General features: G+C 70.2%; 17 protein-coding genes, 2 rRNA genes and 1 pseudogene. 16 read left to right on the top strand and 4 right to left on the bottom strand.

Annotated elements, in window-relative coordinates; translation table 11 throughout:
• Positions 1-129: 129 nt before the first annotated feature.
• From ACFVH0_RS18400 to ACFVH0_RS18385, 4 genes and pseudogenes are all read left to right on the top strand, one after another.
• Positions 130-555 carry a DUF6507 family protein gene (locus ACFVH0_RS18400; protein ID WP_385821359.1) on the top strand — a complete coding sequence of 142 codons (426 nt, stop codon included), beginning with the start codon at positions 130-132 and terminating at the stop codon, positions 553-555.
• Positions 552-3,386 (top strand): hypothetical protein, encoded by a 2,835-nt coding sequence (locus tag ACFVH0_RS18395; RefSeq protein ID WP_385821357.1) that lies wholly within the window; start codon positions 552-554, stop codon positions 3,384-3,386. The genes ACFVH0_RS18400 and ACFVH0_RS18395 overlap by 4 nt, the downstream gene beginning before the upstream one ends.
• On the top strand, positions 3,383-4,237 hold the full coding sequence (locus tag ACFVH0_RS18390) for an immunity 49 family protein (protein ID WP_385821355.1): 855 nt from the start codon (positions 3,383-3,385) through the stop codon (positions 4,235-4,237). Before ACFVH0_RS18395 ends, ACFVH0_RS18390 begins: the two co-directional genes overlap by 4 nt.
• 786 nt (positions 4,238-5,023) lie before the next feature.
• Positions 5,024-5,781, top strand: a pseudogene (locus ACFVH0_RS18385) (immunity 49 family protein).
• 184 nt (positions 5,782-5,965) lie between these two features.
• Here the strand turns inward: ACFVH0_RS18385 and ACFVH0_RS18380 are convergent.
• Entirely contained in the window at positions 5,966-10,075 is a 4,110-nt protein-coding gene (locus tag ACFVH0_RS18380) for a hypothetical protein (RefSeq protein ID WP_385821353.1), read from the bottom strand.
• A 278-nt stretch (positions 10,076-10,353) separates the two neighbouring features.
• Between ACFVH0_RS18380 and ACFVH0_RS18375 the strand changes: the two genes are divergently transcribed.
• The 8 genes from ACFVH0_RS18375 to ACFVH0_RS18340 all read left to right on the top strand — a co-directional run bounded on the left by ACFVH0_RS18375 (position 10,354) and on the right by ACFVH0_RS18340 (position 18,949).
• Entirely contained in the window at positions 10,354-10,515 is a 162-nt protein-coding gene (locus ACFVH0_RS18375) for a hypothetical protein (protein ID WP_385821351.1), read from the top strand.
• A 53-nt stretch (positions 10,516-10,568) separates the two neighbouring features.
• Positions 10,569-11,234, top strand: coding sequence for a DUF402 domain-containing protein (locus ACFVH0_RS18370; RefSeq protein ID WP_385821565.1), 666 nt, complete (start codon positions 10,569-10,571; stop codon positions 11,232-11,234).
• A gap of 303 nt (positions 11,235-11,537) precedes the next feature.
• A complete protein-coding gene (locus ACFVH0_RS18365; RefSeq protein ID WP_018101695.1) occupies positions 11,538-11,846 on the top strand; it encodes a hypothetical protein in 309 nt (102 codons plus the stop codon).
• A 178-nt stretch (positions 11,847-12,024) separates the two neighbouring features.
• Positions 12,025-12,903, top strand: coding sequence for a hypothetical protein (locus tag ACFVH0_RS18360; RefSeq protein WP_385821349.1), 879 nt, complete (start codon positions 12,025-12,027; stop codon positions 12,901-12,903).
• Positions 12,893-14,257, top strand: a complete 1,365-nt coding sequence (locus tag ACFVH0_RS18355) for a hypothetical protein (protein ID WP_385821348.1) — start codon at positions 12,893-12,895, stop codon at positions 14,255-14,257. The genes ACFVH0_RS18360 and ACFVH0_RS18355 overlap by 11 nt, the downstream gene beginning before the upstream one ends.
• Positions 14,254-15,804, top strand: a complete 1,551-nt coding sequence (locus ACFVH0_RS18350) for an SCO6880 family protein (protein WP_385821346.1) — start codon at positions 14,254-14,256, stop codon at positions 15,802-15,804. The genes ACFVH0_RS18355 and ACFVH0_RS18350 overlap by 4 nt, the downstream gene beginning before the upstream one ends.
• Before the next feature lie 75 nt (positions 15,805-15,879).
• Entirely contained in the window at positions 15,880-17,298 is a 1,419-nt protein-coding gene (locus ACFVH0_RS18345) for an ATP-binding protein (protein ID WP_385821344.1), read from the top strand.
• A 1-nt stretch (position 17,299) separates the two neighbouring features.
• Positions 17,300-18,949, top strand: a complete 1,650-nt coding sequence (locus tag ACFVH0_RS18340; RefSeq protein WP_385821343.1) for a type IV secretory system conjugative DNA transfer family protein — start codon at positions 17,300-17,302, stop codon at positions 18,947-18,949.
• 263 nt (positions 18,950-19,212) lie between these two features.
• Here the strand turns inward: ACFVH0_RS18340 and ACFVH0_RS18335 are convergent, their stop codons facing one another.
• Positions 19,213-19,773 carry a GNAT family N-acetyltransferase gene (locus ACFVH0_RS18335; protein ID WP_385821341.1) on the bottom strand — a complete coding sequence of 187 codons (561 nt, stop codon included), beginning with the start codon at positions 19,771-19,773 and terminating at the stop codon, positions 19,213-19,215.
• Between the two features lie 138 nt (positions 19,774-19,911).
• Here ACFVH0_RS18335 and ACFVH0_RS18330 point away from each other — a divergent pair, with 138 nt between their 5' ends.
• Genes ACFVH0_RS18330 through ACFVH0_RS18315 form a run of 4 tightly spaced genes read left to right on the top strand, consistent with a single transcriptional unit; the run spans position 19,912 to position 23,675 of the window.
• Positions 19,912-20,856, top strand: coding sequence for an ATP-binding cassette domain-containing protein (locus ACFVH0_RS18330; RefSeq protein ID WP_385821338.1), 945 nt, complete (start codon positions 19,912-19,914; stop codon positions 20,854-20,856).
• Positions 20,853-21,674 (top strand): ABC transporter permease subunit, encoded by an 822-nt coding sequence (locus ACFVH0_RS18325; protein ID WP_385821336.1) that lies wholly within the window; start codon positions 20,853-20,855, stop codon positions 21,672-21,674. Before ACFVH0_RS18330 ends, ACFVH0_RS18325 begins: the two co-directional genes overlap by 4 nt.
• 31 nt (positions 21,675-21,705) lie before the next feature.
• Positions 21,706-23,013: a sensor histidine kinase gene (locus ACFVH0_RS18320; protein WP_385821334.1), complete on the top strand. Its 1,308-nt coding sequence runs from the start codon at positions 21,706-21,708 to the stop codon at positions 23,011-23,013.
• Positions 23,010-23,675: a response regulator gene (locus tag ACFVH0_RS18315; protein ID WP_385821332.1), complete on the top strand. Its 666-nt coding sequence runs from the start codon at positions 23,010-23,012 to the stop codon at positions 23,673-23,675. Before ACFVH0_RS18320 ends, ACFVH0_RS18315 begins: the two co-directional genes overlap by 4 nt.
• A gap of 73 nt (positions 23,676-23,748) precedes the next feature.
• On the opposite strand, the gene rrf is transcribed toward ACFVH0_RS18315, so the two are convergent.
• Both rrf and ACFVH0_RS18305 read right to left on the bottom strand, forming a co-directional pair.
• A 5S ribosomal RNA gene (gene rrf, locus ACFVH0_RS18310) occupies positions 23,749-23,865 on the bottom strand.
• 77 nt (positions 23,866-23,942) lie between these two features.
• Positions 23,943-24,015: ribosomal RNA gene (locus ACFVH0_RS18305) — 23S ribosomal RNA — on the bottom strand; the annotation flags it as partial.

Here is a 24,015-nt window from a genome sequence, read left to right as displayed (position 1 = left end):
GAGCGACGCCCGGATTGATAGGGATGATCAAGCGAACAACCGTTCGCCCCGTCCATGGTCAGCTACATGTTTCGTTGGAGCGGGTCGTCAGCCGGTTTCAGCAGGGCGCAGCAAAGAGAGGGCCTTCCCATGGTGGGGTGGGATATCAGGCCGCAGGGTGTGCAGGGGCAGTTGAGGGTGGTCGGTACGCATGCCGGTGATCTGGAGAAGGCTCTGACGGCTTTGTTGGCGACGGTGTCGGAGGCGGCTCAGGCGGCGGGTACGGCGGTTCCGGGTGCGCAGGCGGTCACGCATCTTCAGGGTCCGGTGGCTCCGGGGCAGGCGCCGTTGTCGCGTTCGGCGATGGGGCCGGTGGCTGCGGCGCTGGGTGAGTATCTGGGTGAGCGCGAGAAGGATCTCAAGGCGGCGGCGGAGCGGATCGAGGCCTCGGTGCTGGGTGCGGTGGAGGCCACGAACGCGTACTGCGAGGGTGATCTGGAGACGGCCAGGAACGCACAGGACGCGGCGAGGGCCGTACGTCTGGATGTTCTCAAGGACATGCGGGGGCACCGGTGAGCAGTGCCGGGCCGGTCGACCCGGTGGGGATACCGGTCTTCACCGGTGATCTGGCGCTGCTCGACACGAAGGTGACGGCGCTGTCGGGCCACGGGGCCGCGATCGCGACGGCTGCGAGTGATGTGCACAGCAGTTTCGGCGGGCTGAGTGCGTTCTACAAGGCGCCCGAGGCGGAGCAGTTGTTCGCGACGACCGGGCCGGTGGCGGCGACCGGGCTGTCTCTGAGTTCGGACCTGTGTGTCATCGCCGGTGCGCTGAGTACGTACTCGGACGATGCGTTCCCGCTGGTGGAGAGGCTCAAGGAGCTGAAGCGGGACGCGGTCGCGTTCCGGGTGAAGGCCGACGGCGACGACAAGTGGCGCGAGGACGGTGACCTGGTCGAGGAGAACAACCGGCGCCGTGGCGAGATAGCCGAGGTCTGGGCCGCGTTCCAGGAGGTGGAACGGGCCTGTCACGCCAGGATCGTCGCCCTGGTGGGCGGCAAGGCGCTGAAGACCGATGACGGCTCCGGCAGGAAGGAGGGCGTGTACGGGTACGACGCCGATGCCCTCAAGCAGGCCAAGAGCCTGCCCTGGGGAGAGGCGGTCGAGGAGTCGACGCCCTGGTGGCAGGTGTGGGAGCACGCCTACGACTTCGGCAAGGGCTTCCTCGTCGACGGGGTCTGGGGCACTCTCAAGGGCCTGGGCACCCTGGCCGGGTTCGAGGGCGGGGACGCCGCAGCAGAGGCCTGGACCGGCCTGGCCAAACTCGCCACCGGGCTCTCCCCCGCCGCGATGCTCGTCCTGCACGTCCTGCCCGGCGACCATTCCGCCTGGATACGCGACTCCCGGACTGCGGTGAAGGAGACCGGCAAAGCACTGATCGCCTGGGACCAGTGGGGCAGCAACCCCTCCCGCGCCGCCGGAGCGGTCACCTTCAACGTCCTGACCACCGTCTTCACCGGCGGCACCGGCAGCGCCGCGGCAGGCGCGGGCAAAGCCGGCCTGGCCGCCAAGGCCCTCTCCCTCACCAGCAGGACCGCCCGCGCCGTGGACCCCATGACCTACGTCTTCAAGGGCGCAGGCGCCGGACTGACGAAGATCAGCGACGTCATGGCCGGCCTCAAGGGCCTGGGCAAGTTCGAGGCCCCCACCATCGACGTGGATGGTGCGATCGCTCTCCCCGAGGGCGCCGTTCACCTCCCCGACGGGGCGATCCACCTCCCGCCAGGCTCGACGGTCCCGGACGGGGCGATCAGGCTCCCCGACGGCAACATCAAGCTCCCCGAGGGCACCACCACCCTTCCGCCGGGCACGGTGAAGCTGCCAGTGGACGGCCCGCCGCAGTTCATGGACCCCAAGGGCAACATCTACGACGCCGCAGGCCACATCACCCAGCACACGAGGGACGCCCCGACGGGCAAGCCGGACGCCGGCGCGGACACCCCGCGCGTCGACGCCCCGAAGGCGGACTCCCCGGCGTCGGCCAGGATCCCGGAGCGCGAGCTGGTAGGCGTCGGCGGCAGTGGCGACGACGCGACCCGCCTGGGCAGCGACATCTCCGACCCGGTTCACGTGGGTGACCACACACCAGGCGCCCGCCCGGACACCACCCCCGGCGGGCACGTGCCCGACAACATGCCGCGCAACGACCTGGACAACACCCCCCGCGGCGGCGACAACCGCACCGGAGGCACTCCTTCCACAGTCGGCCCCCACATGGACGGCCCCTCCGCAGAAGTCGGCCACCACGAGCCTCCGTCCACGGGCAGCATCCACCCGGAAACCCCGGGCACCGGCAGCCTTGACGACGCGGCCCACATCGGCGACGACACGACGAGTCCTGGTGGTGGCGCACCCGGCGCGAACCGTGTTCCCGACCCTCCGAGCTTCATGCGACAGGGGGACAACCCCTACGGCCCTCCCGGGTCGCTCAGACCGGACCAGGTTACGGAGATCCAGGTCTACAGGGCCAATCACGAGGAGGGGTACTTCAAGGAGTACTACGAAAAGCGCGGCTATCGCCATGACACCGACGTCCCTGACGAGAGCGGCTTTCCACCACCGCAGCTGATCAAGAACCCCGCCGATCCGAAGATGTGGATCGCGAAAGACAATGCTCCGCCGGCCTTCCCGACGAAGTACCACGAGGGCTGGGACCGTCCGGGAACCGCCGAGCAGCTCAACGACCGGCAGGCACAGTCAATCCTTGACAACGCCGCCAAGACACGGCACGAGGCGATCCAGGCCGACAACCCATTTCACGATCCGCTTGGCAAGGCCAAGAAGGCCTGGGTATCGAATAGAACGCCCGAGAACAAATCGATATACGAGGCTCTCAAGGCTGAGCATGCGCCGTTCCATGACACGATGTCAAAGGCCACGGAGGCTTATGGTGAGGCCGTCGCCCGGCATCATGTCGTCTCGCAGTTCTATGAGGGTGCGAAGTGGGAGCCGACTGCCGGCCCCAAGAACGGAAACGACCAGTTCGACCAGGTCTGGCGGCGCAAGGACAACAAGGGCTTCGCAGTCATCGAAGCGAAGAGTGACGTCGGCACGGGCATCAACGAGCGTACGCTGCCGAGTGGTTACAAGGCAAAGCAGGGCTCACGTGAATACTTTCTCGACATCATGAACGAGATGTGGAAGAGAGCAGAGAACGGAGACGCCGCCGAGCTCAAGTTGTACACTGACCTGAAGAAGGCGCTCATAGCGGACAAGGTCGAATACATCCTGGTCAAAGGAGTTTCCCAGGGTCCGACTTATAGTGGCTTCAAGAGCCGTCGATTCAATATCGGAACGTTTAAAGCGGAAGACTTCTTCTTCGAGACTACCAACAGGAGTAATCCGTGACGGTGATTGTGGAGCGGCATGCCATTCCTACGGTCGACCAGCAGGTCACCGAGCAATTGGCCGAGGAGTTCGAAACGAGCATCCAGAATCTGAACGCCTCGCCTGCGATCGTCGGCATGGCACTGAACGAGGCGCTCCTGCAGGTGCAGGCGAACCAGGCCCTCAATCCGCGCGGCAATCGTTTCGCCACGTGGGATTCCACCGTCTGCGCCATGCAGGTGGGTACGGCGGCCTTTGCCGCCGCCACTGTCACCGAAGGTCTGATCGAGACGCGCATTGCACACGAGATGCGTACCATCAAGGCCACAGGTCCCCAGTTCTACGCAAACGCCGGAAACTGGCTGACCACACTCTGGTTCGTCGTGGTTTGCCGTGACCAGCCCCGCATGGACGCGATGTGCCAGATTCCGCTCGATCTCCTACGGTCGTCCGGCGCCGAGGGCGATGAGTACACCTACTACTGGGTGGACGCCCTGCAGACGTACTGGCGCGAGCAACCGGGGCTGCCGGAGAAACTGACAGCGGCCATCGAGCAGTCCCATCCGGACATCGCCACGATCACGCCGCGCGATCTGCTCCAGTGCGTGCTGTACCCACCGATCAACCTCTTCTACCAGTTCCTGCGCAAGGACCACGCCGGGTTCAACCAGGCACTCGTGGAGGCCCTGGAACTTCACAAGGCGTACTGGAGTACGCCGGAACGTTCGGGGGACATCGCAGGGTTCCTGGCCCTCGGGCCGCTGGCCATCGCATGCCTCGCGTACGACGCAGGCTTCCCCATCGAGGTCGAGTCCGAATACCTGCCCGTCCGCCTTCTGGACCGTTCCTGGGTGGGCGAGTTCGACACGTGATGCCACCGCGCGGGAGGACCACGGCAGCGGATACCAGCCGGTCCGCGCCCGTGGTTGTTGCCTGGAACGACATACCGGACGGACCTGAGCCGATAGGATGGCGGAGCGAATCGGTGAACAAATGGCCCGGCGAATCGACGCTATCGAAGAGTCAGCCAGTCTGATCGATTTCGCGTTCAACTCCTCCTTCCTGACTCTACTTACTCTCTGCGTCATCGACCCACGAGCGCCGGCAGTGGGGCCGTGGTAGACCACGGCCAACGCGGTCCGGTTGAGTGTGACCCTGCGAGCGAGGGTTCTGCCGAGTGCCGCATCAACTGCGAGCTGCAGACCCTTCCGGCAGAGGCCCGCTGCCGACAGCCGATACAGGAAACTTGCTGACGGCATATTTCCTGACCGCCGTCTGCCACGAGCAGACGCACATTACGCAGTTCTGCGAGATTCTCCTGATCCGGCTGTGCTCCCCGACAGGGCAGTCCGGCTGACCATGAGGAACCGGTCTAGCTGGCGGAACATTACGACAAATAGGGCCCGGCTATCGCAACAATACCGACGAGCTGGTCGACGGCTAACGGAACGCCGGAGTACGTCCGCATGATCATTGCCGATGTGCGGTCGCGCCATGGCTTCACCAGGAGAGGCCAGATGTATCACCGAGGTCGAAAACGCCATCAAGTACGAAACTCTGCACTACGTCCTCATGCAGGCCTCTGAGAACACCGTTCAGTGTGCTGGGGCCTTGCTCAAGTAATTCAAAACCTTTCAAGGAGAAGCGTGTTGGTCCCGATGATTCCCCGCCACCCCATTCCCACGGGGAACGCGGGAGCGGGCCTCGTCGTTCTCCAGGAAAGCACCGACGGGTGGATCGACGGCCTGGAGGCGGACTCCACAGGTCTGGGCGAGGCCTTCGACATCTCGCTCATGCTGGCTAAAGGGCACTGCCTGCTGGACCCGCGAGGTTCGATCTTCCCCACCTGGGACGCCTGGGTGAACGCGATACAGATCGGCTCCGCCGTGTTCGCCGCGTCGACCACTACCGAGGGCCACGTCCGGTGCCGCATCGCGCACAAGGACCGCACTCTCCAAGCCACTGGTCCGCAGCGGTACGTGACCCCGGGCACCTGGCTGACCGCCTTCTACCTCGCCGTGGTGTGCCGGGAACGCGACAGGATCACGGCCCTGTGCCGAGTTCCCCTGTCTCTACTGCGGGAGAACAGCGCGCACTACGACGAGTTCGAGTACGCCTGGATCGATGCCCTCCAGACCTACTGACTCGGCGGCGACGACTTCGGCTGGAGATGTTCCACCGGGTCATCCGCGACGACCATGCCGGCTTCAACCGTGCTCTCTCCGCCGCCCTCCAGTGGCACAAGGAGTGCTGGACCGATGAAACCCGGGCCGGCCTGATCTCGGGTCTCGTCGCGCTCGTGCCGCTCGCCATGGCCTGCTTCGCCCACGACGCGGGCATCCCCATCGAAGTCGAGTCCGAGTACCTGCCCGCCACCCTCCTGGGACGCAACTGGTGCGGCGAATTCCCCACGTAAGGCACGCGTGGCCACCGTCGTTCCCCGCCATGCGTTCCGTACGGGCAAGGCGGCCGAGGCCACGGCGCCAATCGCTGCGTCATGGTGAACGGCCTCAGCACCCCGCTGCGAGCGAGCAAGTTGCCGGGCGGCATCTGGGCGGCCCCAGGGGGTGTTGCAACACGGTGACGGCGCCGGGCCGGCCTCACAGCCGAGAAGCGCCGACATCCGCCCACGCGCGGGCGAACCGCTCGTGCGCGGGCGGCGGGACGGCGGCGATCGGAGCCGCCGGGGCGGGACGGGGTGCCTTCGCGGCGGTGAGCTCCTTGCGGACGGCGCGGTGGTGGTCGAGGGTCCAGGTGTTCCAGCGGCGTACGGTGCGGTCGGCCGGGCGGTCGAGGGCATGCAGCTGGAGGTGGAGGGCCGCCGCGTCGCGGCCGACGCCGAGGGACGCGGCCACCTCGTCCACCAGGTCCGGGACGCTGAAGAGCGGGTTGGCCTCGTACTGGCCCGGCGGGACCGGGGTGGCCGTCGTGCGGTCCGCCAGGGCACGCAGGGCGGTGAGCTGATCGGCGGGGATGTCCGTGGGCCGGCCGAGCAGCGCACGGGCTCCCTCCGTGGCCGGGTCGCCGACCGGTCGCTCGGTGAGGGCCCAGGTGAGGGCGGTGACGGCGGACCGTATCCCGTCGGCGTCCTGCGGGAGTTCCGCCGCGTGCTCCAGGCGGCCGGTGAGCAGGGCGGTGGCCCAGGTCGCGGGCAGGTCGTGGTCCTTGGCCAGCGCGGCGGCATGGCTGCCGTCGTCGGCGTACGGGGTCACTGCGAGCCGGGCGCACCATTCGGTGGCCATCCGGTCCGCCGCGGCGGTCATCCCGCCGGGGGCCCAGAGGTCCGCCGGATCGGCGGGGACGGCGGCGGCGAGCACGGCGCGCCGGCCCTCGGGGCGGAGGTCCATGCGCGCGACGTCGTACTGGTGGATCAGCTCCCGGTCGGCCTTGTACGGCTTGGCGCGGCACAGCTTGAGGTGGACCGCGTAGTCGTCGCTGCCGGCGAAGCCGTCGAGGACCAGCGCGGCGATCGCGCGCGGCACCCCCGTACGCCACCGGAACAGGTCCACGGCTTCCTCGGGCACCGGCAGCGGGCCGCGCTCGGCGAGCAGGGCCAGCAGGCGGGGCAGTCTCGTGGTGTCGTCGCCCTCGATGGTGCGGGTCTCGCACTCCTCGGCATAGGCGGGCGCCGGGTCGGCGGCCCGCTGGAGGAAGGGGACGAGGTCGCTGCGGACCGGGCCGGTGGCCACCGGGACATCGGACGAGCGGAGCTCGGCGATCCGGGGCTCCGGGACGCGGCCGGTGCGCCAGGTGGTGCCGGGCTCCGCGAACGGCTGGCGGTTCCACACCCCGAGCAGCGCGGTGAGTGCCCGCCGGTGCTCGTCCGGGGTGGCGGCGACGGCGGCGCGCCAGGCCACGGCGTCGATCCGGCCGGTCAGCACCGCCCATTCGGACGGCGGGGCGGGCAGCGCCAGCACCCGTACCTCGTCGTCGATCTCGCCGCGCAGATACCGGCCGTCGGCGGCGACCGCGGTGAGGACGGCGGGCTGCGGCTGCGGCGGCCGTTCCTCGTACCCCCGCAGCTGGGGCAGCAGGCCGTGCAGGGCCGGGACGAGCCGGGTGTCGGGCTCCGGGTCGGGCAGCTCGACGACCGGTCCGGAGCGCATGACGCCCACCCGGTGCGACAGTTCGCGGCGGCGGCGCAGCACATCGGCGGCGAGCCGGGCCGCGCGGGCGAGACCCTCCCGGATCCGGGGGTCGGTCACCCCGGGCAGCGCGTCCTCGGCGCCGGACAACAGCAGCTCGCGCACGGCCTCGTCGGTGACCGCGCGAAGTACGCCGGAGGAGGGCTCGTCGCGCGGGGTGAGAAAGTGCCAGAACGCGGGCGGCGGCACGGGCCCGGCCTGCTCACCGAGGGTGGCCCGGACCGGCCCGGTGCGGTGGCTGCCGGGGAAGCCCCGGACCTGCCAGAGCAGCGAGTTGTCCTCGGCGGCGTGGCAGCGGACCGTGGTGCTGCCGACGACGACGGCGTCCTCACCGCCGGACGGAAGGCCGAGGATGCCCCATGGCCGGCGGCCCCAGGTGGTGGTGCGGTAGGACGCGGTGCGGCCGTCGATGGACTCCAGCTCGAACTCGCGGGGCGAGGGACCGGCGTACGGAGTGCGGTGGTCGACCCGGCAACCGGTGAGCCGGCCGTCCTGGCCGAGCGGGGACGGCGGGGCGCCGGGCGGCAGTTCGGCGAGGATCCGGTGATCGGGGAAGGGCTTGGTGCCGTCCGGGCGCGAGTCGGGGGTGTGGAAGCCGGGCAGGGGGCGGTCGGCGGTGGGCTCGCCGGTGGCGGGATCCACCCGGGACCACCCGACGCCGCGATCCTCGCTGAACACCGTGGTGCTCCAGAGGTACTGGCCGTCGTACATCTGGTAGTCGCGGTGGCCGATCCCCCCGGTGTCGCCGGGCCGCAGGATCTTCTCGCCGTCGAACCGGCCGCCGTCCGGGGTCTGGAACTGATAGCCGAGGCCGCCCCGGATGCTGCCGCCGTAGGGGCGCAGCCCGTAGGACTCCTCCGGTACGAAGATGTCGGCGGGGCTGCCCGACCAGTACGCCGCCGTGTCGGGCGTGTTGCTCTCGCCCGTGCCCGCGCCGGACCAGGCGACGAGGAACTGGCCGCCGACCCAGTGCACCGTGGGGCGCAGGGCGCCTTCCGGCAGCTCCAGGGTGTGCTCGCCGCGCCGCCCCGCGTGGTCGACGGCGAACGCGCGGCTCTCCCCGTACAGGGTGAGCACCGGCCAGCTGCTGGTGACGTACACCGTCTCGTCCGGCCGGAATTCGGCGAGGGCCTCCTCCAGGGCGGGCCAGCCCAGCTCCTCGGGCAGCCCGGCGCGCAGGGCGCGGGCGAGCGGGCCGGTGAGGTCCAGCGCGTCGAGCGCCTCCTCGATGCCGTCCAGGGCGATGGCGGTGGGCCGGTCGAGGAGGTCGTGCAGCTCGTCCACCGCCTCGTCGGCCGCCGCGAGCCCGCCGCCGCGCAGGCTGTCGAGCAGCTTCTCGATCCGGCCGTGCACCTCGGCGGCGATACCAGGATTGTGCGGGAGGCGGCTGATGGCGGTGCCGCCCCGGGAGCGGAGCCCGGCGTGCACCGTGCCTTCGAGCCGGGATCCGAACACGGGGTCGGCGGCGAGGGCCCTGAGGTCGCGCCGCGCCTCCTTGTCCCAGAACTCCAGAGGGATGGTGCCGCCGGGGTCGTGGACGGGGATGGACTCGGCGAGGCAGACGTCGAGCAGATCGGCATCCAGATGCGGCCACTGGTAGCGGTCCTCGTGGAGCCGGACCGGGGTGCCGTCCTCCTTCAGCCGCGGTGCGAACCGGGCGACCAGCTCGAAGAGTTCGGCCGGCATGGCCTGGCGGGTCACCCCGCCACCGGCGACGGTGCGGTGGGAGTACCGGGTGGCGTACCGGCGCAGCCACTCACCGAGGCCGCCCTCGGGGGCGATGCGGCCGGTCGCTGCGGCGTCGGCGGCCCCGCAGCCGATGAGCAGCCGCAGCCAGGCGGCCGCGTCGTTCTTCGACTCGGGGAACAGGTCGAGCAGGGCGGCGGACCGGTCGTCGGCCGGCGGGTGGGCGGTGAGCGGGGCGAGTGCCGCGTCGAACAGCCGGTCCGGCACGGCCTTGCCGGGAGCGGACGCGAGCACCTCGCCCAGCACCCGTGCCTCCTCGTCGGTGCCGAGTCCGGCCGCGCGCGCGGAGTCCCTGACCCGGCGGGCCAGATCGGCGGGCAGCTCCCCGGGGGACGCCGCCCAGGTGGTCAGCAGCCGTGTGAACTCGCGGTGCGCGTCGCCCGGCCCGTGAACCTCGGTCAGCCAGGCGGGGGCGCCGCTGAGTTCGGTGGCGGGCAGCGCGCCGAACCGGGCGAACAGCTGAAGGTTCGCCGACCGCCAGTCGGGGTCGACGGGCAGCCCGTGGGTGCGCTCCGCGGTGCGCGCGTTCCCGTACGCGCGGGCGGCGGAGCGGCGGTGCGTCTCCAGCATCCAGTGCCCGATGGTGTCCCAGAACCACGGCAGATGGGCGGCCGGCAGGCCCCGGGCAAGGCGCTCCGTCTCGTCCATGAACCGTCCGGGCTTCTCCCAGGCCCGGTGCCGGCCTCGGCCTGCCCGCTCCAGTGCGTCACGGGCGTCGGCCTCGGCGCCCGGAACGCGGGCGCGCGCCCAGTCGACGTACGTCTCGGAGATGCGGTGATTGGCCGGGAGCGGAACGGGAGTTCCGGTGCTGCTGGTCATGTGTACGAGTCTGGCAGGCGGCACTGACAGCGGGCCGCCGCGCCCCGGAAGCCTGTGCAAGGTCCCGGCAGGCCTGCGTTCCGTCGACTTCGACTTCAAGCTCCTGGTCATCGAGCAACTCATGTACGGGTCACGCACGGGGACAAGACGCTCACCCCGGCCTTCAACATCGACGAGTGCCTGCGGGCCATGGGGATCCCCGACCGGCAGCTCCACGCGTTCGGCAACGACCTCGCGTACTTTCCCCGGTCCGGGACGACGAGGACGAACTGTTCGACGTGGAATCGCTCGACGACCTCGACCTGCTGCCGAACCTGCGCCGGACCACCGGCGCCGAGAACTGCGGGATGGGCGTCCCGTTCACGGAGGAAATCCTCGCCGCCCGGGGCATCGCGTCCGACCGAGACACCGTCACCGGCGAGGTATCCGGATGCGGCTGAGGCAGCCGTGGCGTCGGTGGCGCCGCGTCAGGTAATCGGACGAAGTGTCCGGCCTGCGTGGCGCGGGCATGATCAACGACATGAACGACGGCATGAACGACGAGCCGGGCCGGATCCTCCGCTGGAACTTCTTCATCGGCGGCCACCTGAGTGCGTCGGTCCCCGTACGCCTCGTCGAGCGCACCGACCGGGGCCAGCTGGTGTGGATGGAGACCGGCACCCCTATGTGGCGTACGGAACTCCCGAACGGGGCGCATCTTCGGGACATCGCGCCCGACGACCGCCCGCCCGGCGGCTACCCGGTGGTCGCCGACCGCTGGCCGATGGGCAACGCACTCTTCTACCAGCCGACCGGCGCAGCGCACTCGGTGCTCTGGCTCTTCGGCCGCAGACGGAAGTTCCGTGGCTGGTACGTAAACCTGGAGCGCCGGATCCATCGCGGTGACGACATCGACATCACCGACCACGAACTCGACATCAACGTCGCACCGGACCGGAGCTGGCGATGGAAGGACGAGCGGTCCTTCGCCGAGAAGACCGGTCACCCCGTCTACTGGTCGGCGGACGAGGCATCGGCGATCCGGGACGAGGGCGCGTCGGTGGCCCGGCTCGCCGAGGCCGGAACGTTTCCCTTCGACGGCACCTGGTGCGATTTCCGGCCACCGCCCTCCTGGACCACGCCGCCCCGGCCGCCCGTCCCACGCCATCCGCTGCTCTGACCGGCCCCTGCTCCGACCGGGTACGGCGCGCTGACCAGGGCATGTGCAAAATTCTCGGCCAGGGTGGCGGGATGGCAATCATTGCCCGGGGTCACCCCCCGTGATACACAGAGTAACCATACGTATTCGGTCATACATCGATTCGATCCGCTGGTCAGGGCGGTCGGACCGGTCACATGTGCGGAATCCGGGTAAAGAGAGCCGTCAAGTCGTCGTACGAGAGCAGTTTCATCAGCGAAGATAGAGAGCGACCCGTGCCGTGCGGCAGGGGCAATGAACTACCCAACAGGGGCGGTGACTTACATGATCCTGGCAGCTGAAAAGGGCGACATCACCACCATCATCGGCGGAATCGCCCCGAACTGGGGGCCGTTCGGGACCTTGGGCAACGAGGCCCGCGTAATGATCGAGGTCGTGATGGCCATCGCCATCCTGCTCTGCCTCGGCATCGCGGTATGGGGTGCGGCGAAGCAGCGCATCGGTGCGACGGCACTGCGCGACACGTTCAGCGCCGAGCAGGGCAAGGGGCTGATCGTTGCCGGTCTGACCGGTGTGTTCATCATCGGATCGCTCGGAACCCTGTTCACCATCGTCTACGGAATGGCCGTCTGACCGGCTGTCATCCCACGCCAGGGGCAGTACCGCCCACCCCCACACCATCCGTCCGTCGTGCCCACCGGCAGAGGTTGCGTCCCCTGATGTCGAGTCACCACACCGCGTCCGCGCGGCATCCCGCACGGCTACCGTCGTACTACCCGGTTCAGGCAACGGTTGAGGGGGCGTACGCGGCATGAGCCTCGGCGACGACAACGGCTACGGCAACGACTCAGGCCGTACGGACGATGCATACAGCACCATCGGCGGGACACGCCAGACCCGTACCCGCCTGCCCGACGGCGAGGGCGGCGACGGCTACAGCGCCCCCCGCCGCCCGGCCCGTGCTTCCCGCTCGCTCGTCACGATGGTCGGCGTGGTCGTCCTCCTGATCGCGGCCATCGCGTTCGCCAACATGGGCGGGGGCGGCGGGAACGGCAACGACGGCGACGGCTCGGGGAGCGGGGGGAGCAAGCCGGAGTCGGCGTCCACGGCTGCCACGGGGACGAAGCCGGTGACGGGGAAGAACGGCACGATTCCGTCGGGGTTCGCGCATGACGAGCAGGGGGCGCAGAGCGCGGCGGCGAACTATGCCGTGGCGCTCGGCTCGGCCGACATGTTCGACAAGACCCGCCGCCGCACGGTCGTCACGGCCGTCTACGCGCCCGAGGTCGCCGCCGCCCGCCAGGGCGATCTGGACAAGGTGTACTCCGGCCAGGACTTCCTGACCAGCATCGGGCTGAACGCCGATGGCAGCGCGCCGGCGGGCCTGTCCTTCATCTCGCGCTCCAACCCGGCCGGCACCAAGATCGTGAAATTCAACGGCGACTCCGCGAGCGTCGCCGTTTGGTACTCAGCTCTGTTCGGACTGGCCGGTGAGGGTTCCAAGAACCCTGTCTCCGAGAGCTGGTACACCAACACCTTCGAGCTGGCGTGGATCGACGGAGACTGGAAGATCACCGACTTCACGCAGAAGGACGGCCCCACACCTGTCGGCCGTGACCAGGCTGCTTCCCCTGCGGAGGAAATGGCCAACGCCGTGGAACAGTTCGGAGGGTTCACCTATGCCCGGTAAACGATCCAGCCGAGCCCTTTCAGTCGCTGCGGCGGCATCCGGCCTGCAGGTCGCGTTCGTGCTGCTGGCCAGCCGCGCGTTCGCCGCGCCCTCTCCCAGCCCAACGCCCAGCGAGAGCAACAACGCGTGCGACTTGATCCGTGGTCCCGCGAAGGACTACTGCGAAAGCGGCGACGCAGCCCCCAAAACCAACGCCCCCTCCACCCTCGACAGCTCCCTCGATCCCCTCTCCTCCCTCGCCCGCGGCTGCGCCGACGCCGCCGCGTGGATCGTCGGAAAGCTCAGCGAGGCCGTGAAGGGCACCGCCAACGTCGACTTCACGAACACCAAGTTCCTCCAGCAGTACGCGATCGTCTTCGCCGCCTCCACCGTCCTGACCCTCGTCCTGTGGCTGCTCGCCGTCGCCAAGCGGGCGATCCGCGGCGTGCCGCTGACCACCGCGATCTCCGAGGCCATCGGGTTCCTGTGGCTGACGGTCCTCGCCTCCGCGTTCACCCCGCTGATCCTCTACACGATCGTCTCCGCGACCGACGGCGTCACCGAGGTCATCGCCTCGTCCTCCGGCGGGCAGACCGACGTCTTCTTCGGGTCGTTCGCCGAGGCGCTCAAGAAGGGCTCCGACATCGGCGGCGGGCCGATCATGCTGATCGTCGTCTCGCTCGTCTCGATCCTCGCCGCGGGCATCCTCTGGCTGGAGCTCGTCATCCGGGCCGCCCTGCTCTACGTCGGCGCCCTGCTCGGCACCGTCGTCTACGCCGGGCTCGTCGACAAGAACATGTGGGGCCACGTCCGGCGCTGGGCGGGAATCATGATCGCGGTGATCATGGTGAAGCCGGTCATCGTCGTCGTGCTCGGGCTGGCCGGCGCGCTCTCCCAGAACGACGGGCCGAACGCCTTCTCCGCCGTCGTCTCCGGCCTCGCCATCATCCTGCTGGCGATCTTCGCCTCCGCGATGATCTACCGCTTCGTCCCCGGCTTCGGCGACGAGATCCAGGGCGCCCGCACCAACCGCAAGGCGGCCACCGACGGCTCCCAGGCCGCCGCGCTGATCAGCTCGCCCGCCGCCCTCGTCTCCCAGGGCATCAAGACCCACAGCAGCCGCAGCGGCCAGAACGGCGGCGACGGAGGCAACAGCGGCGGCCGGCCCGCCAACGCGATCAGCGGCGGAGTCGCCGCGCACAGCTCCCGCAACTCCGGCGGGAGCGGAGTCGGCGGCGGATCTGTCCCCTCCGCCGCACCTCCGCCGCGCAGCGGATCCGGGCCGACGTCCGGCACCCCGCACGGCAGCCGCTCCCACCGAGGTGGCGGATCAGGCAGTTCAGGTAACAACAGCACGGGAGGTGGAGGGCGTTGACGACTCCGTCCCATACGATCGGGCCCCGCCGTACGTATCTCATCGGCCGGGCCCGGCCGAACGCGATCGTCGGCAAGAACCGCGAGACCGGCGAGATCGCCCTGATCATCGCCGGCGCGTTCCTCGGCATGATGAGCGGGCTGATCGTCCCGATCCTGCCCCTGCGGATCGTGCTGCTCACGGGCTTCCCGTTCCTCGCCCTGGCGATCGTGTACCTCCCGTACAAGCACCGCACCTTCTACAAGTGGTTCGAGATCAACCGCAGCTACAAGCGCTCCCTGCGCCGCGGTACGGCCTACCGCTCCGCCGCCATGGAGGCGGGCGTCGGCGCCGACGGGCGTGAGGTCGAGATCGGCCCGCCCCCCGGCATCGGCCGGATCAACTGGCTGGCCGCCCCCTTCGGCCCGGACGAGATCGCCGTACTCCTGCACGCCGACCGACGCACCGTCACCGCCGCGATCGAGATCGAGGGCCCCGGCGTCGGTCTCCGCGACAGCGAGGACCAGGAAGCGCTCGTCGACCGGTTCGGCACGCTGCTGAAGCACGTCGCCAACGGCGACGGCTTCGTGACCCGCATCCAGATGCTGGCCCGCACCCTGCCCGCCGACCCCGACGCGCACGCCAAGGACGTCGCCCAGCGCGGCGACAAGGCGTCCCCGGGCTGGCTCCAGGAGTCCTACGACCAGCTCCAGTCCATGGTCTCCACCTCCAGCGAGCAGCACCGCGCCTACCTCGTGGCCTGCATGCACTACACCCGCGAGCTGGCCGCCGAGGCCAATGCCATGGCCCGCGCCGCCCGCCCCGAGGCCGGCCGCAGGCTCGACCGGGACGCCGGCCTCGCCGTCGTCATGGCGCGCGAGCTCACCGACATCTGCGCCCGCCTCGCCGAGGCCGACATCCGGGTCCGCCAGCCGCTCGGCCAGAGCCGGCTCGCCTCCCTCGTCCACTCGATGTACGACCCCGACCATCCCATCGACCACATCCAGGCCATGACCAAGCGCAACGCCTGGCCGGCCGAGCTGGACGCGGTCGAGCCGACGTTCCTCCAGGCCAAGACCCGCGAGTCGGTCACCCGCGCCCCCTGGTGCCACTCCACGGCCTGGGTGAAGGAGTGGCCGATGACCCCCGTCGGCGTCAACTTCCTCGCCCCGCTCCTCGTCCACACCCCCGATGTGATCCGTACGGTCGCGGTCTGCATGGACCTGGAACCCACCGAGGTCGCCATCGAGCGGATGCTCACCGAGAAGACGAACGACGAGGCGGAAGCCAGCCGTCAGGCCAAGATGAACCGCACCGTCGACCCGCGCGACATCGCCGCCCACGGCCGCCTCGACCAGCGGGGTGAAGATCTCGCGAGCGGCGCCGCCGGGGTGAACCTGGTGGGGTACATCACCGTTTCGTCGCGCTCGCCGGAGGCCCTGGCCCGCGACAAGCGGACGATCCGGGCCTCGGCCGGCAAGTCGTATCTCAAGCTGGAGTGGTGCGACCGCGAGCACCACCGCGCCTTCGTGAACACCCTGCCGTTCGCCACCGGCATCCGCCGCTAGCCCCGCCCCACCGCACCACCACACAGCACAGCAACCGAGACAACCGAGAGAACCGAAAGGGAGGTCGGTCCCGCCATGCGAGATCCGCTGTCCGCGCTGTCGGACGCCTTCACCGCCTTCCTCTTCGGGAAGGTGGAGACGACCAGGCTGCCCGTCCGCACGTCGACCGGACAGGCCCAGGCCGTCTATCTGCCCACCGCGGCCCCCGGCCTCGGTGACTCCGGCGTGATCATCGGCCGCGAGGTCTACTCCGGCAAGGGCTACATCTACGACCCCTTCCAGCTGTACGGACAGCAGTTGCCGGCCCCGCACTGGCTGGTGCTCGGCGAGTCCGGCAACGGCAAGTCCGCGCTGGAGAAGACGTACGTGCTCCGCCAGCTCCGCTTCCGCGACCGCCAGGTCGTCGTGCTGGACGCCCAGGGCGAGGACGGCGTCGGCGAGTGGAACCTCATCGCCCAGGAGCTCGGCCTCACCCCGATCCGCCTCGACCCGACCGCCGCCCTCAACGGCGGCATCCGGCTCAACCCGCTCGACCCCGCGATCACCACCACCGGCCAGCTCGCCCTGCTCCGCACGATCATCGAGGTCGCGATGGGGCACGGCCTGGACGAGCGGTCCGGCTTCGCGCTGAAGGTCGCCCACGCCTACGTCAACGAGACGATCACCGACCGGCAGCCGGTCCTCACCGACATCGTCGACCAGCTCCGCCACCCGGAGCCCGAGTCCGCCGAGGCGATGAACGTCGACATAGACGATGTACGGGCCTGGGGCCTGGACGTCGCCCTCGTCCTGGACCGGCTGGTCGACGGTGACCTGCGCGGCATGTTCGACGGACCGACCAGCTTCGGCATCGACCTCGACGCGCCGCTGATCGTCTTCGACCTCTCGCACATCGACCGGAACTCGATCGCGATGCCGATCCTGATGGCGATCGTCGGCGTCTGGCTGGAGCACACCTGGATCAGGCCCGACCGGAAGAAGCGCATCTTCCTGGTGGAAGAGGCCTGGCACATCATCAACTCGCCCTTCGTGGCCCAGCTCTTCCAGCGCCTGCTGAAGTTCGGACGCCGCCTCGGCCTGTCGTTCGTGGCCGTCGTCCACCACCTCAGCGATGTCGTCGACGGAGCGGCGGCGCGAGAGGCCGCGGCGATCCTCAAGATGGCGTCGACCCGCACGATCTACGCCCAGAAGGCCGACGAGGCCAGAGCGACGGGACGCGTGCTCGGCCTGCCCCGGTGGGCGGTCGAGATCATCCCGACCCTCACCCCCGGCATCGCGGTCTGGGACGTCAACGGCAACGTCCAGGTGGTCAAGCACCTGATCACCGAGGCGGAACGCCCGCTGGTCTTCACCGACCGCGCGATGACCGAGTCCTCCGCCGGCGACCTCCTCCCCGAGGACGTACGCGCCGCCGACCTGGAGGCGGAGCAGCGCGCGGCCCGGATCGAGCACCAGCAACGGCTGAACGAGTCGTCCGAGTCAACGGTGGCATGACATGGCGGGGCGCGCTGAGCAACGTACCGGCGGCAACGGCAGTGGAAACAACGGCGGCGGCATCCCCGACGGCATGCTGATCGGCCTGCTGGCCTTCCTGCTCGGGCTGACGCTGCTGGTATGGACGGCCACCGGCCTGGCCGGACTGTTCGCACACGGCGCCTGGCCGGAGGGGGTCACGCTCGCCGAGACGCCCCTGTCGATGCGCCGGCTCGTCACCGCACCGCACGACCTCCCGGCCGCCTGGCCGAACACCCCGGCGGACGAACTCTCCGGATACGGGCTCTTCTGGGGCCTGTTCATCGGAGAACTGATGGTGCTGCTGGTGCTGACGGTGTTCGTGCTGGGCGTGGTGGCCCGCTGGCGAGCGGTACGGGCCCGGCAGCGGGCCGAGCGGTACGTGGGCGGGGAGGCGGACGAGTACGGGGACGAGCCCGTACGGTCCCGTCGGCGGCAGGAACCCCACCGCCGGACCCGACGGAACGACACCGCCGTCCCCATCGAGCGCACCCCGGCCGAGACTGCCGTCCTCATGGAGCACACCCCGGCCGAGACCACCGTCCCCATGGAGCACACCCCGGCCGACACCACCCCTCTCCCCAGGACCGAACCCGCCACCGGGCCACGGACCGAACCCGCCACCGGAGCCGGAGCCGCAACCGGCGCCCACGCCGATCCCCGACCGGCCTCCGCCCCCGACCCCGCCGGCCCCGTCCTCCCCCCGCTCCCCGCCCCCCGCGCCCCCGTCGTCTACGGGCCGGCCACCACGCGCCGTCCCACCGCCGTCCAGGCCATCCTCGAAGCCGACGGCCCCGCGCTCGTCGTCACCTCCGACCCCACCGTCTGGGCCGAGACCAAGGACGCCCGCGCCAAGCTCGGCCCGGTCCTCGTCTACGACCCGGGCCATCTCTGCGACACCCCGGCCCGCCTCCACTGGTCCCCCACCGCGGGCTGCGAGAAGCCCGACACGGCCGCCGCCCGCTCCGCCGCACTCCTCGCCCCGGTCCGGCCGCAGGCCCGGATCGACGCGGCGACCGCCGACACGGCGGAAACGCTCCTGCGGTGCTGGCTGCACGCCGCCGCCATAGACGGCCGGCCCTTCCGCCAGGTCCACCGCTGGGCTCTCGGCGGCAGCGCCCACGAACCGGTGCGCCTGCTCCGTACCCATCCCAAAGCGGCCTCCGGACTCGCCGGACTGCTGGAGTCGGCACTGACCGCACACCCCGAACGCCGCGAGATGGCACAGGAGTTGACCGTACGGGCCTTCGGCGCGCTCTCGTCGGTGCACATCCGCGAGGCCTGCACACCGAACCGGGCCGATTCCCTCGCGCTGGAATCATTCGCGGACGAGGGGGGCACCCTCTATGTGGTGGGGGAGCCGATCGAGGACCCCCGCTCGGGTCCGGGAGCAATGCCCCTGCTCACGGCACTCGCCTCACACGTGGTCGAGCACGGCCGCCGCATGGCCGCACGGTCAACCGACGGTCGGCTCGACCCACCAATGACGCTGGTGCTCGACGACGTCGCCGCGGTGGCCCCGCTCCCCCGCCTCCCGGAACTGCTGGCGAACGGCCGGGCCATGGGCCTGCCGACCCTGGCCCTCCTCCGCTCGCAGGAACAGGCCCGCGCCCGCTGGCCCCAAGGGGTATGACCCACCCGCGCCGGGGCGGGCAGCCGCATCGGGCCCGTCAGGGGTTGTTCGGACAGGCGAGTACGGTCGGCGGGTTGATTCCCCGGACCAGTTCACGAAGCTCGGTCAGCGATGCGGGCGGCGCCGGGCCGTGCCGCCCGCATCAGCGCCCTGGCCCGGTCCGGATCGGTCTCGCGTTGCTCACCCGGGGCTCCGCACTGCGCGCCGCCTTCCCCCGGACACGCTGACCCGCCCGCCGCGCGCCCCGGTCACGGGACCGGGGTCTACGCCTTCCGCTCCACCGCGTACTCGATCTCCCGGGCCGACGGGTCGCCCGGCACGGGCACCGAGCGCCCGGTCGCCGAGAATCCGATCCGCCGGTAGAAGGCCGCGGCCCTCGGGTTGTCCTCGTGCACATACAGCCGCACCCGCTCGATCCGCGGCCCCGCCAGCGACCAGGCCCAGTCCGTCCCGGCCCGGAACAGCTCCTCGGCCAGACCCGCGCCCCGGGCCTCCGGCCGTACGAACACACCGACCACATGCGCCTGATGGGCGTCGACCGCCTCCCCGAACCGCACCTCCGCGTCCGGCCGTTCGATCAGCACGGTGACCCCACCGTCCCACCGCCCGTCCGGCGCGACGGCGACGAACTGCCGGACGTCACCACCGCCGGTCTCGGACGCGCCGAGTGCCCGGTCCTGCCAGAACTCGTCGGAGTAGGCCACGCCCTGCTCGTACGTCTCCAGAAACGCCACCGGCGCGACCGGATCCCGCAGGGCGGCCAGCCGCAACTCCTTGACCAGGGGCCATTCATCGGCGCGCACGGCTCGAATCACATGTTCCATCCGCCGATCCTGCCCCCGCCGGGCGACCCGCGCAAACAACGTTCCCCGACCCCGCGTCGTACCCCGGTACTACGCCCGTCACCAGGTCCCGCCCCAGGTCCGACGCCTGCCCGGGCCCCGCTCCGTAGCGTCGACCGCATGATCAGGGCATACGAACTCACCAAGAAGTACGGGGACAACACCGTCGTCCAGGGCCTCACCTTCACGGTCCGGCCCGGCACCGTCACCGGTTTCCTCGGCCCGAACGGCGCCGGCAAGTCGACGACCATGCGCATGCTGCTCGGCCTGGACGCACCGACCCGGGGCCGCTCGACGATCGGCGGGCGGGCGTACGCCGCCCACAGCGCACCGCTCACCGAGGTCGGCGCGCTCCTGGAGGCCCGCTCCGTCCACCCGGGCCGCACCGCCTTCAACCACCTCATGTCACTGGCCCACACCCACGGCATCCCGCGCGGCCGCGTCGAGCACGTACTCGACCTGGCGGGGCTGACCGGGGTCGCCCACAAACGCATCAAGGGCTTCTCGCTCGGCATGGGCCAACGGCTCGGCATCGCCGCCGCGCTCCTCGGCGACCCGGCGACGCTCATCCTCGACGAGCCCGTCAACGGCCTCGACCCGGAGGGCGTGCTGTGGATCCGTAACCTTCTCAGATCCCTTGCGCAGCAAGGCCGTACGGTCCTGGTCTCCTCGCACCTCATGAGCGAGATGGCACTCACCGCGGACCATCTGATCATCGTCGGCCGCGGCCGGCTGCTCGCCGACACCACGGTCGCCGACTTCGTCGCCACGGCCGGCGGCGCCTCGGTCAAGGTCGTCACCCCGCGGGCCGACGCGCTGCGCGGACTCCTCACCGGTATCGGCCCCGGCATCGAGATCTCCACCGGCCCGGACACCGCCCCCGACGAGCTGGAGGTCCGCGGCACGGACGCGGCGCACATCGGCCGCACCGCTGCCGCCCACGCCATCCCGCTGTACGAACTCACCCCCCGGACCGCCTCCCTGGAACAGGCATTCATGGACCTGACCCAGGCGTCGGTCGAGTACCGGATCACCGCCCCCGAACCGACCGGAGCCCTCGCATGACCACCGCGACCACCCAGCCGAACGAAAGCGCCCACGACCGCCGGGACCACCACGCGTACCGGATCACACCCGCCCGGGTGCTGCGCTCCGAGTGGCACAAACTCCGATCCCTGCGCTCCTCCTGGATCACTCTGGTCTCGGCGGCCGTCCTGATGCTCGCCGTCGGCCTGGTCATGGGTACGACGTACACCTCCGACGGCGGCGACTCCGACGTCGACACCGTGGTCCTGGTCCTCTACGGCTCGATACTCAGCACCCTGTGCACCGTCGTCCTGGGCATCCTGGTCACCGCCGGCGAGTACTCGACCGGTCTGATCCGCGCCTCGCTCGCCGCGGTCCCCCGCAGGCTCCCGGTGCTGTGGGCGAAGGCGGCGGTCTTCACCGCCACGGTCTTCGTCACCATGCTCGCCACCGCCCTGATCACCTTCCTCGCCGCACAGTTCTTCCTCCACGACACCGACCAGGCGGCCTCGCTCGGCGACCCGGGCATCCTCGGCGCGATCGTCGGCAACTCGGCGGCCATCACCCTGCTCAGCCTGATCGCACTCGGGCTCGGTGCCCTGCTCCGCTCGGTACCGGGGGCGATCGGCGCCTACATCGGCGGCGTGATGATCCTGCCGGAGATCCTCTCCATGCTTCCGTACGACGTGGTGGAGAGCGCCATCAGGTTCTTCCCCACCCAGGCGGCCGGAGTCCTCGGCTCCGCCACCCCGCTGGACGGCGACGCCTCGACGGGCGGCGCGGTGCTCGCCCTGTGCCTGTGGGCCGCGGCGGCCCTGGGCTCGGCAGCACTGCTGCTGCGCCGACGGGACGCATGACGCCGGGGCGGCGGGCCACGAGGATGGACGCGTGACGAACGACGACGACCTGAGCAGCTCCCCGGACACCGCCGGGGGCGCCGCCCCCGGCACCGCCCCGCTCACCGGTCACATCCAGCGCCTGCTCCAGCGCGTCCGCGCGTTCGACGTGCGCCGGCCGCTGGTCTGGGACGGTCTGCTGACCATGTCCTGGATCCTGTTCGCCGTGCTCGACGTCACCTCGGGCGGCTGGCGCACCGTGGCTCTGGACCCGAACGTGTCCGGGACGCTGGTGCTGCTGATGAGCGTGGCCTTCTCCGCGCCGCTGCTGTGGCGGCGTACGCGTCCCCTGACGGTGCTGGCGTTCATGGCGCCGGTCTCGCTGGTGAACGCCTGGTCCGGCGCCGTCATCCAGGCCGCCTTCCTCCAGGAGATCGTCGTCTTCCACGTCGCGCTGCGGCTGCCCGGCCGGGCCCTGGCGTGGGCGGGGGCCCTGGTGGCCGCGCCGCTGGTGGCCGGCGCTCTGCACCGCCCGCACAGCTGGGATCCGATGATCGTGCCCCACCTCTGGGCGTTCGCGCTCTCGGCGCTGCTCGGGATCGTGGTCCGCACCCGCAAGGAGTACACCGCCGCCCTCGTCGACCGCGCCCACCGGCTGGAGCTGGAGCGCGACCAGCAGGCCCGGCTCGCGGCCGCCGCCGAACGCACCCGGATCGCCAGGGAGATGCACGACATCATCGGCCACAACCTCTCCGTGATCACGGGCCTCGCGGACGGCGGCGCGTACGCGGCGGCCAAGAGCCCGGAACGGGCCGCCCAGGCCCTCGAAGCCATCGGAACCACGAGCCGCCAGGCCCTCACCGAACTCCGCCGCCTCCTCGGCGTCCTGCGCGACCACCCCGCCGAGGCCGACCGGACCCCGCAGCCGACCCTGGACGACATGGACGAACTCCTCACCGGCGTACGGGCGGCGGGCCTCCCCGTACGCCTGCACATCCGCGGCACGCCCCCGTCCGCCCCACCCACCGCGGGCAGGCAGTTGACGGTCTATCGGGTGGTGCAGGAGGCCCTGACGAACACGCTGAAGCACGGCGGCACGGCCCCGTCACCGACCGCGGAGGTCACACTGACCTACCGGGCCACCGAACTGGAGGCCGTCATCACGGACACCGGCACAGGCACAGGCGCCGACGCCGCAGGCCGTCACGGCCCGGAGGGCGGCGGGCAGGGGATCACCGGGATGCGTGAGCGGGCGTCGCTCTACGACGGCACACTGGAGGCCGGCCCGCTGCCGGGATGCGCATCCGCGACCGGCTGGCAGGTACGGCTCCGACTTCCTCTGGAGGACACACCCTCGTGACGACCGTGCTCATCGCGGACGACCAGCCGATGCAACGTTTCGGGTTCCGCATGCTGTTGGAGAGTCAGGACGACATGACCGTGGTGGGCGAGGCCGGCAACGGCCTCGAAGCCCTGAGCCTGGTCCAACAGCATCGGCCGGACGTCGCGCTGATGGACATCCGCATGCCGCTCCTGGATGGCATCGAGGCCACCCGCCGCATTATCAGGGCCGGTGCCCGCACCCGCGTCCTCATCGTCACGACCTTCGACCTGGACCGGTACGCGTACGACGGCCTCCGCGCCGGCGCCAGTGGCTTCCTCATCAAGGACGCGATGCCGGAGGAGCTCCTCTCCGGCATCAGGGCCGTGGCCGGCGGCGACGCGGTGGTGGCCCCCAGCCTCACGCGACGTCTGCTGGACGCGTACGTCCAGCATCTCCCGGCCGTTCCCGGTGGATCCGTCCCCCTGGACGCACGCATCGCTTCCCTCACCGAGCGGGAACGGGAAATCCTCACCGTCATAGGTCAGGGCTGGTCCAACACGGAGATCGCCGAGCGGCTCCATCTCGCCGAATCGACGGTGAAGACGCATGTCACGCGCATTCTCGCCAAGACCGGATGCCGTGACCGTGTCCAGGCGGTCATCCTGGCGTACGACACCCACCTGGTCACCCCTGCCTGACAGCAGAGAAAATGGGTGGTAAACGCAGAAAAGCCCCGTGTCCACAAGGACACGGGGCTTTCCCGTAAAAGGAGTTCGGCGGCGTCCTACTCTCCCACAGGGTCCCCCCTGCAGTACCATCGGCGCTGAAAGGCTTAGCTTCCGGGTTCGGAATGTAACCGGGCGTTTCCCTAACGCAATGACCACCGAAACACTATGAAATTAACCAACACCGGAAAAACACGGCCGTTCGTTATTTCAGAACAAACACAGTGGACGCGAGCAACTGAGGACAAGCCCTCGGCCTATTAGTACCAGTCAGCTCCACCCGTTACCGGGCTTCCACATCTGGCCTATCAAC

The organism is Streptomyces sp. NPDC127117, assembly GCF_042677325.1.
Classification (GTDB): Bacteria; Actinomycetota; Actinomycetes; order Streptomycetales; family Streptomycetaceae; genus Streptomyces.
This window is presented reverse-complemented; position numbering and strand designations above follow the sequence as displayed.

Excerpts from the sequence above, each read along its gene's own strand:
- ACFVH0_RS18380 (WP_385821353.1), bottom strand. The coding sequence starts at position 10,075 with ATGACCAGCAGCACCGGAACTCCCGTTCCGCTCCCGGCCAATCACCGC.
- ACFVH0_RS18330 (WP_385821338.1), top strand. The coding sequence starts at position 19,912 with ATGATCAGGGCATACGAACTCACCAAGAAGTACGGGGACAACACCGTC.
- ACFVH0_RS18325 (WP_385821336.1), top strand. The coding sequence starts at position 20,853 with ATGACCACCGCGACCACCCAGCCGAACGAAAGCGCCCACGACCGCCGG.
- ACFVH0_RS18355 (WP_385821348.1), top strand. The coding sequence starts at position 12,893 with ATGCCCGGTAAACGATCCAGCCGAGCCCTTTCAGTCGCTGCGGCGGCA.
- ACFVH0_RS18365 (WP_018101695.1), top strand. The coding sequence starts at position 11,538 with ATGATCCTGGCAGCTGAAAAGGGCGACATCACCACCATCATCGGCGGA.
- ACFVH0_RS18400 (WP_385821359.1), top strand. The coding sequence starts at position 130 with ATGGTGGGGTGGGATATCAGGCCGCAGGGTGTGCAGGGGCAGTTGAGG.
- ACFVH0_RS18345 (WP_385821344.1), top strand. The coding sequence starts at position 15,880 with ATGCGAGATCCGCTGTCCGCGCTGTCGGACGCCTTCACCGCCTTCCTC.
- ACFVH0_RS18360 (WP_385821349.1), top strand. The coding sequence starts at position 12,025 with ATGAGCCTCGGCGACGACAACGGCTACGGCAACGACTCAGGCCGTACG.
- ACFVH0_RS18340 (WP_385821343.1), top strand. The coding sequence starts at position 17,300 with ATGGCGGGGCGCGCTGAGCAACGTACCGGCGGCAACGGCAGTGGAAAC.
- ACFVH0_RS18335 (WP_385821341.1), bottom strand. The coding sequence starts at position 19,773 with ATGGAACATGTGATTCGAGCCGTGCGCGCCGATGAATGGCCCCTGGTC.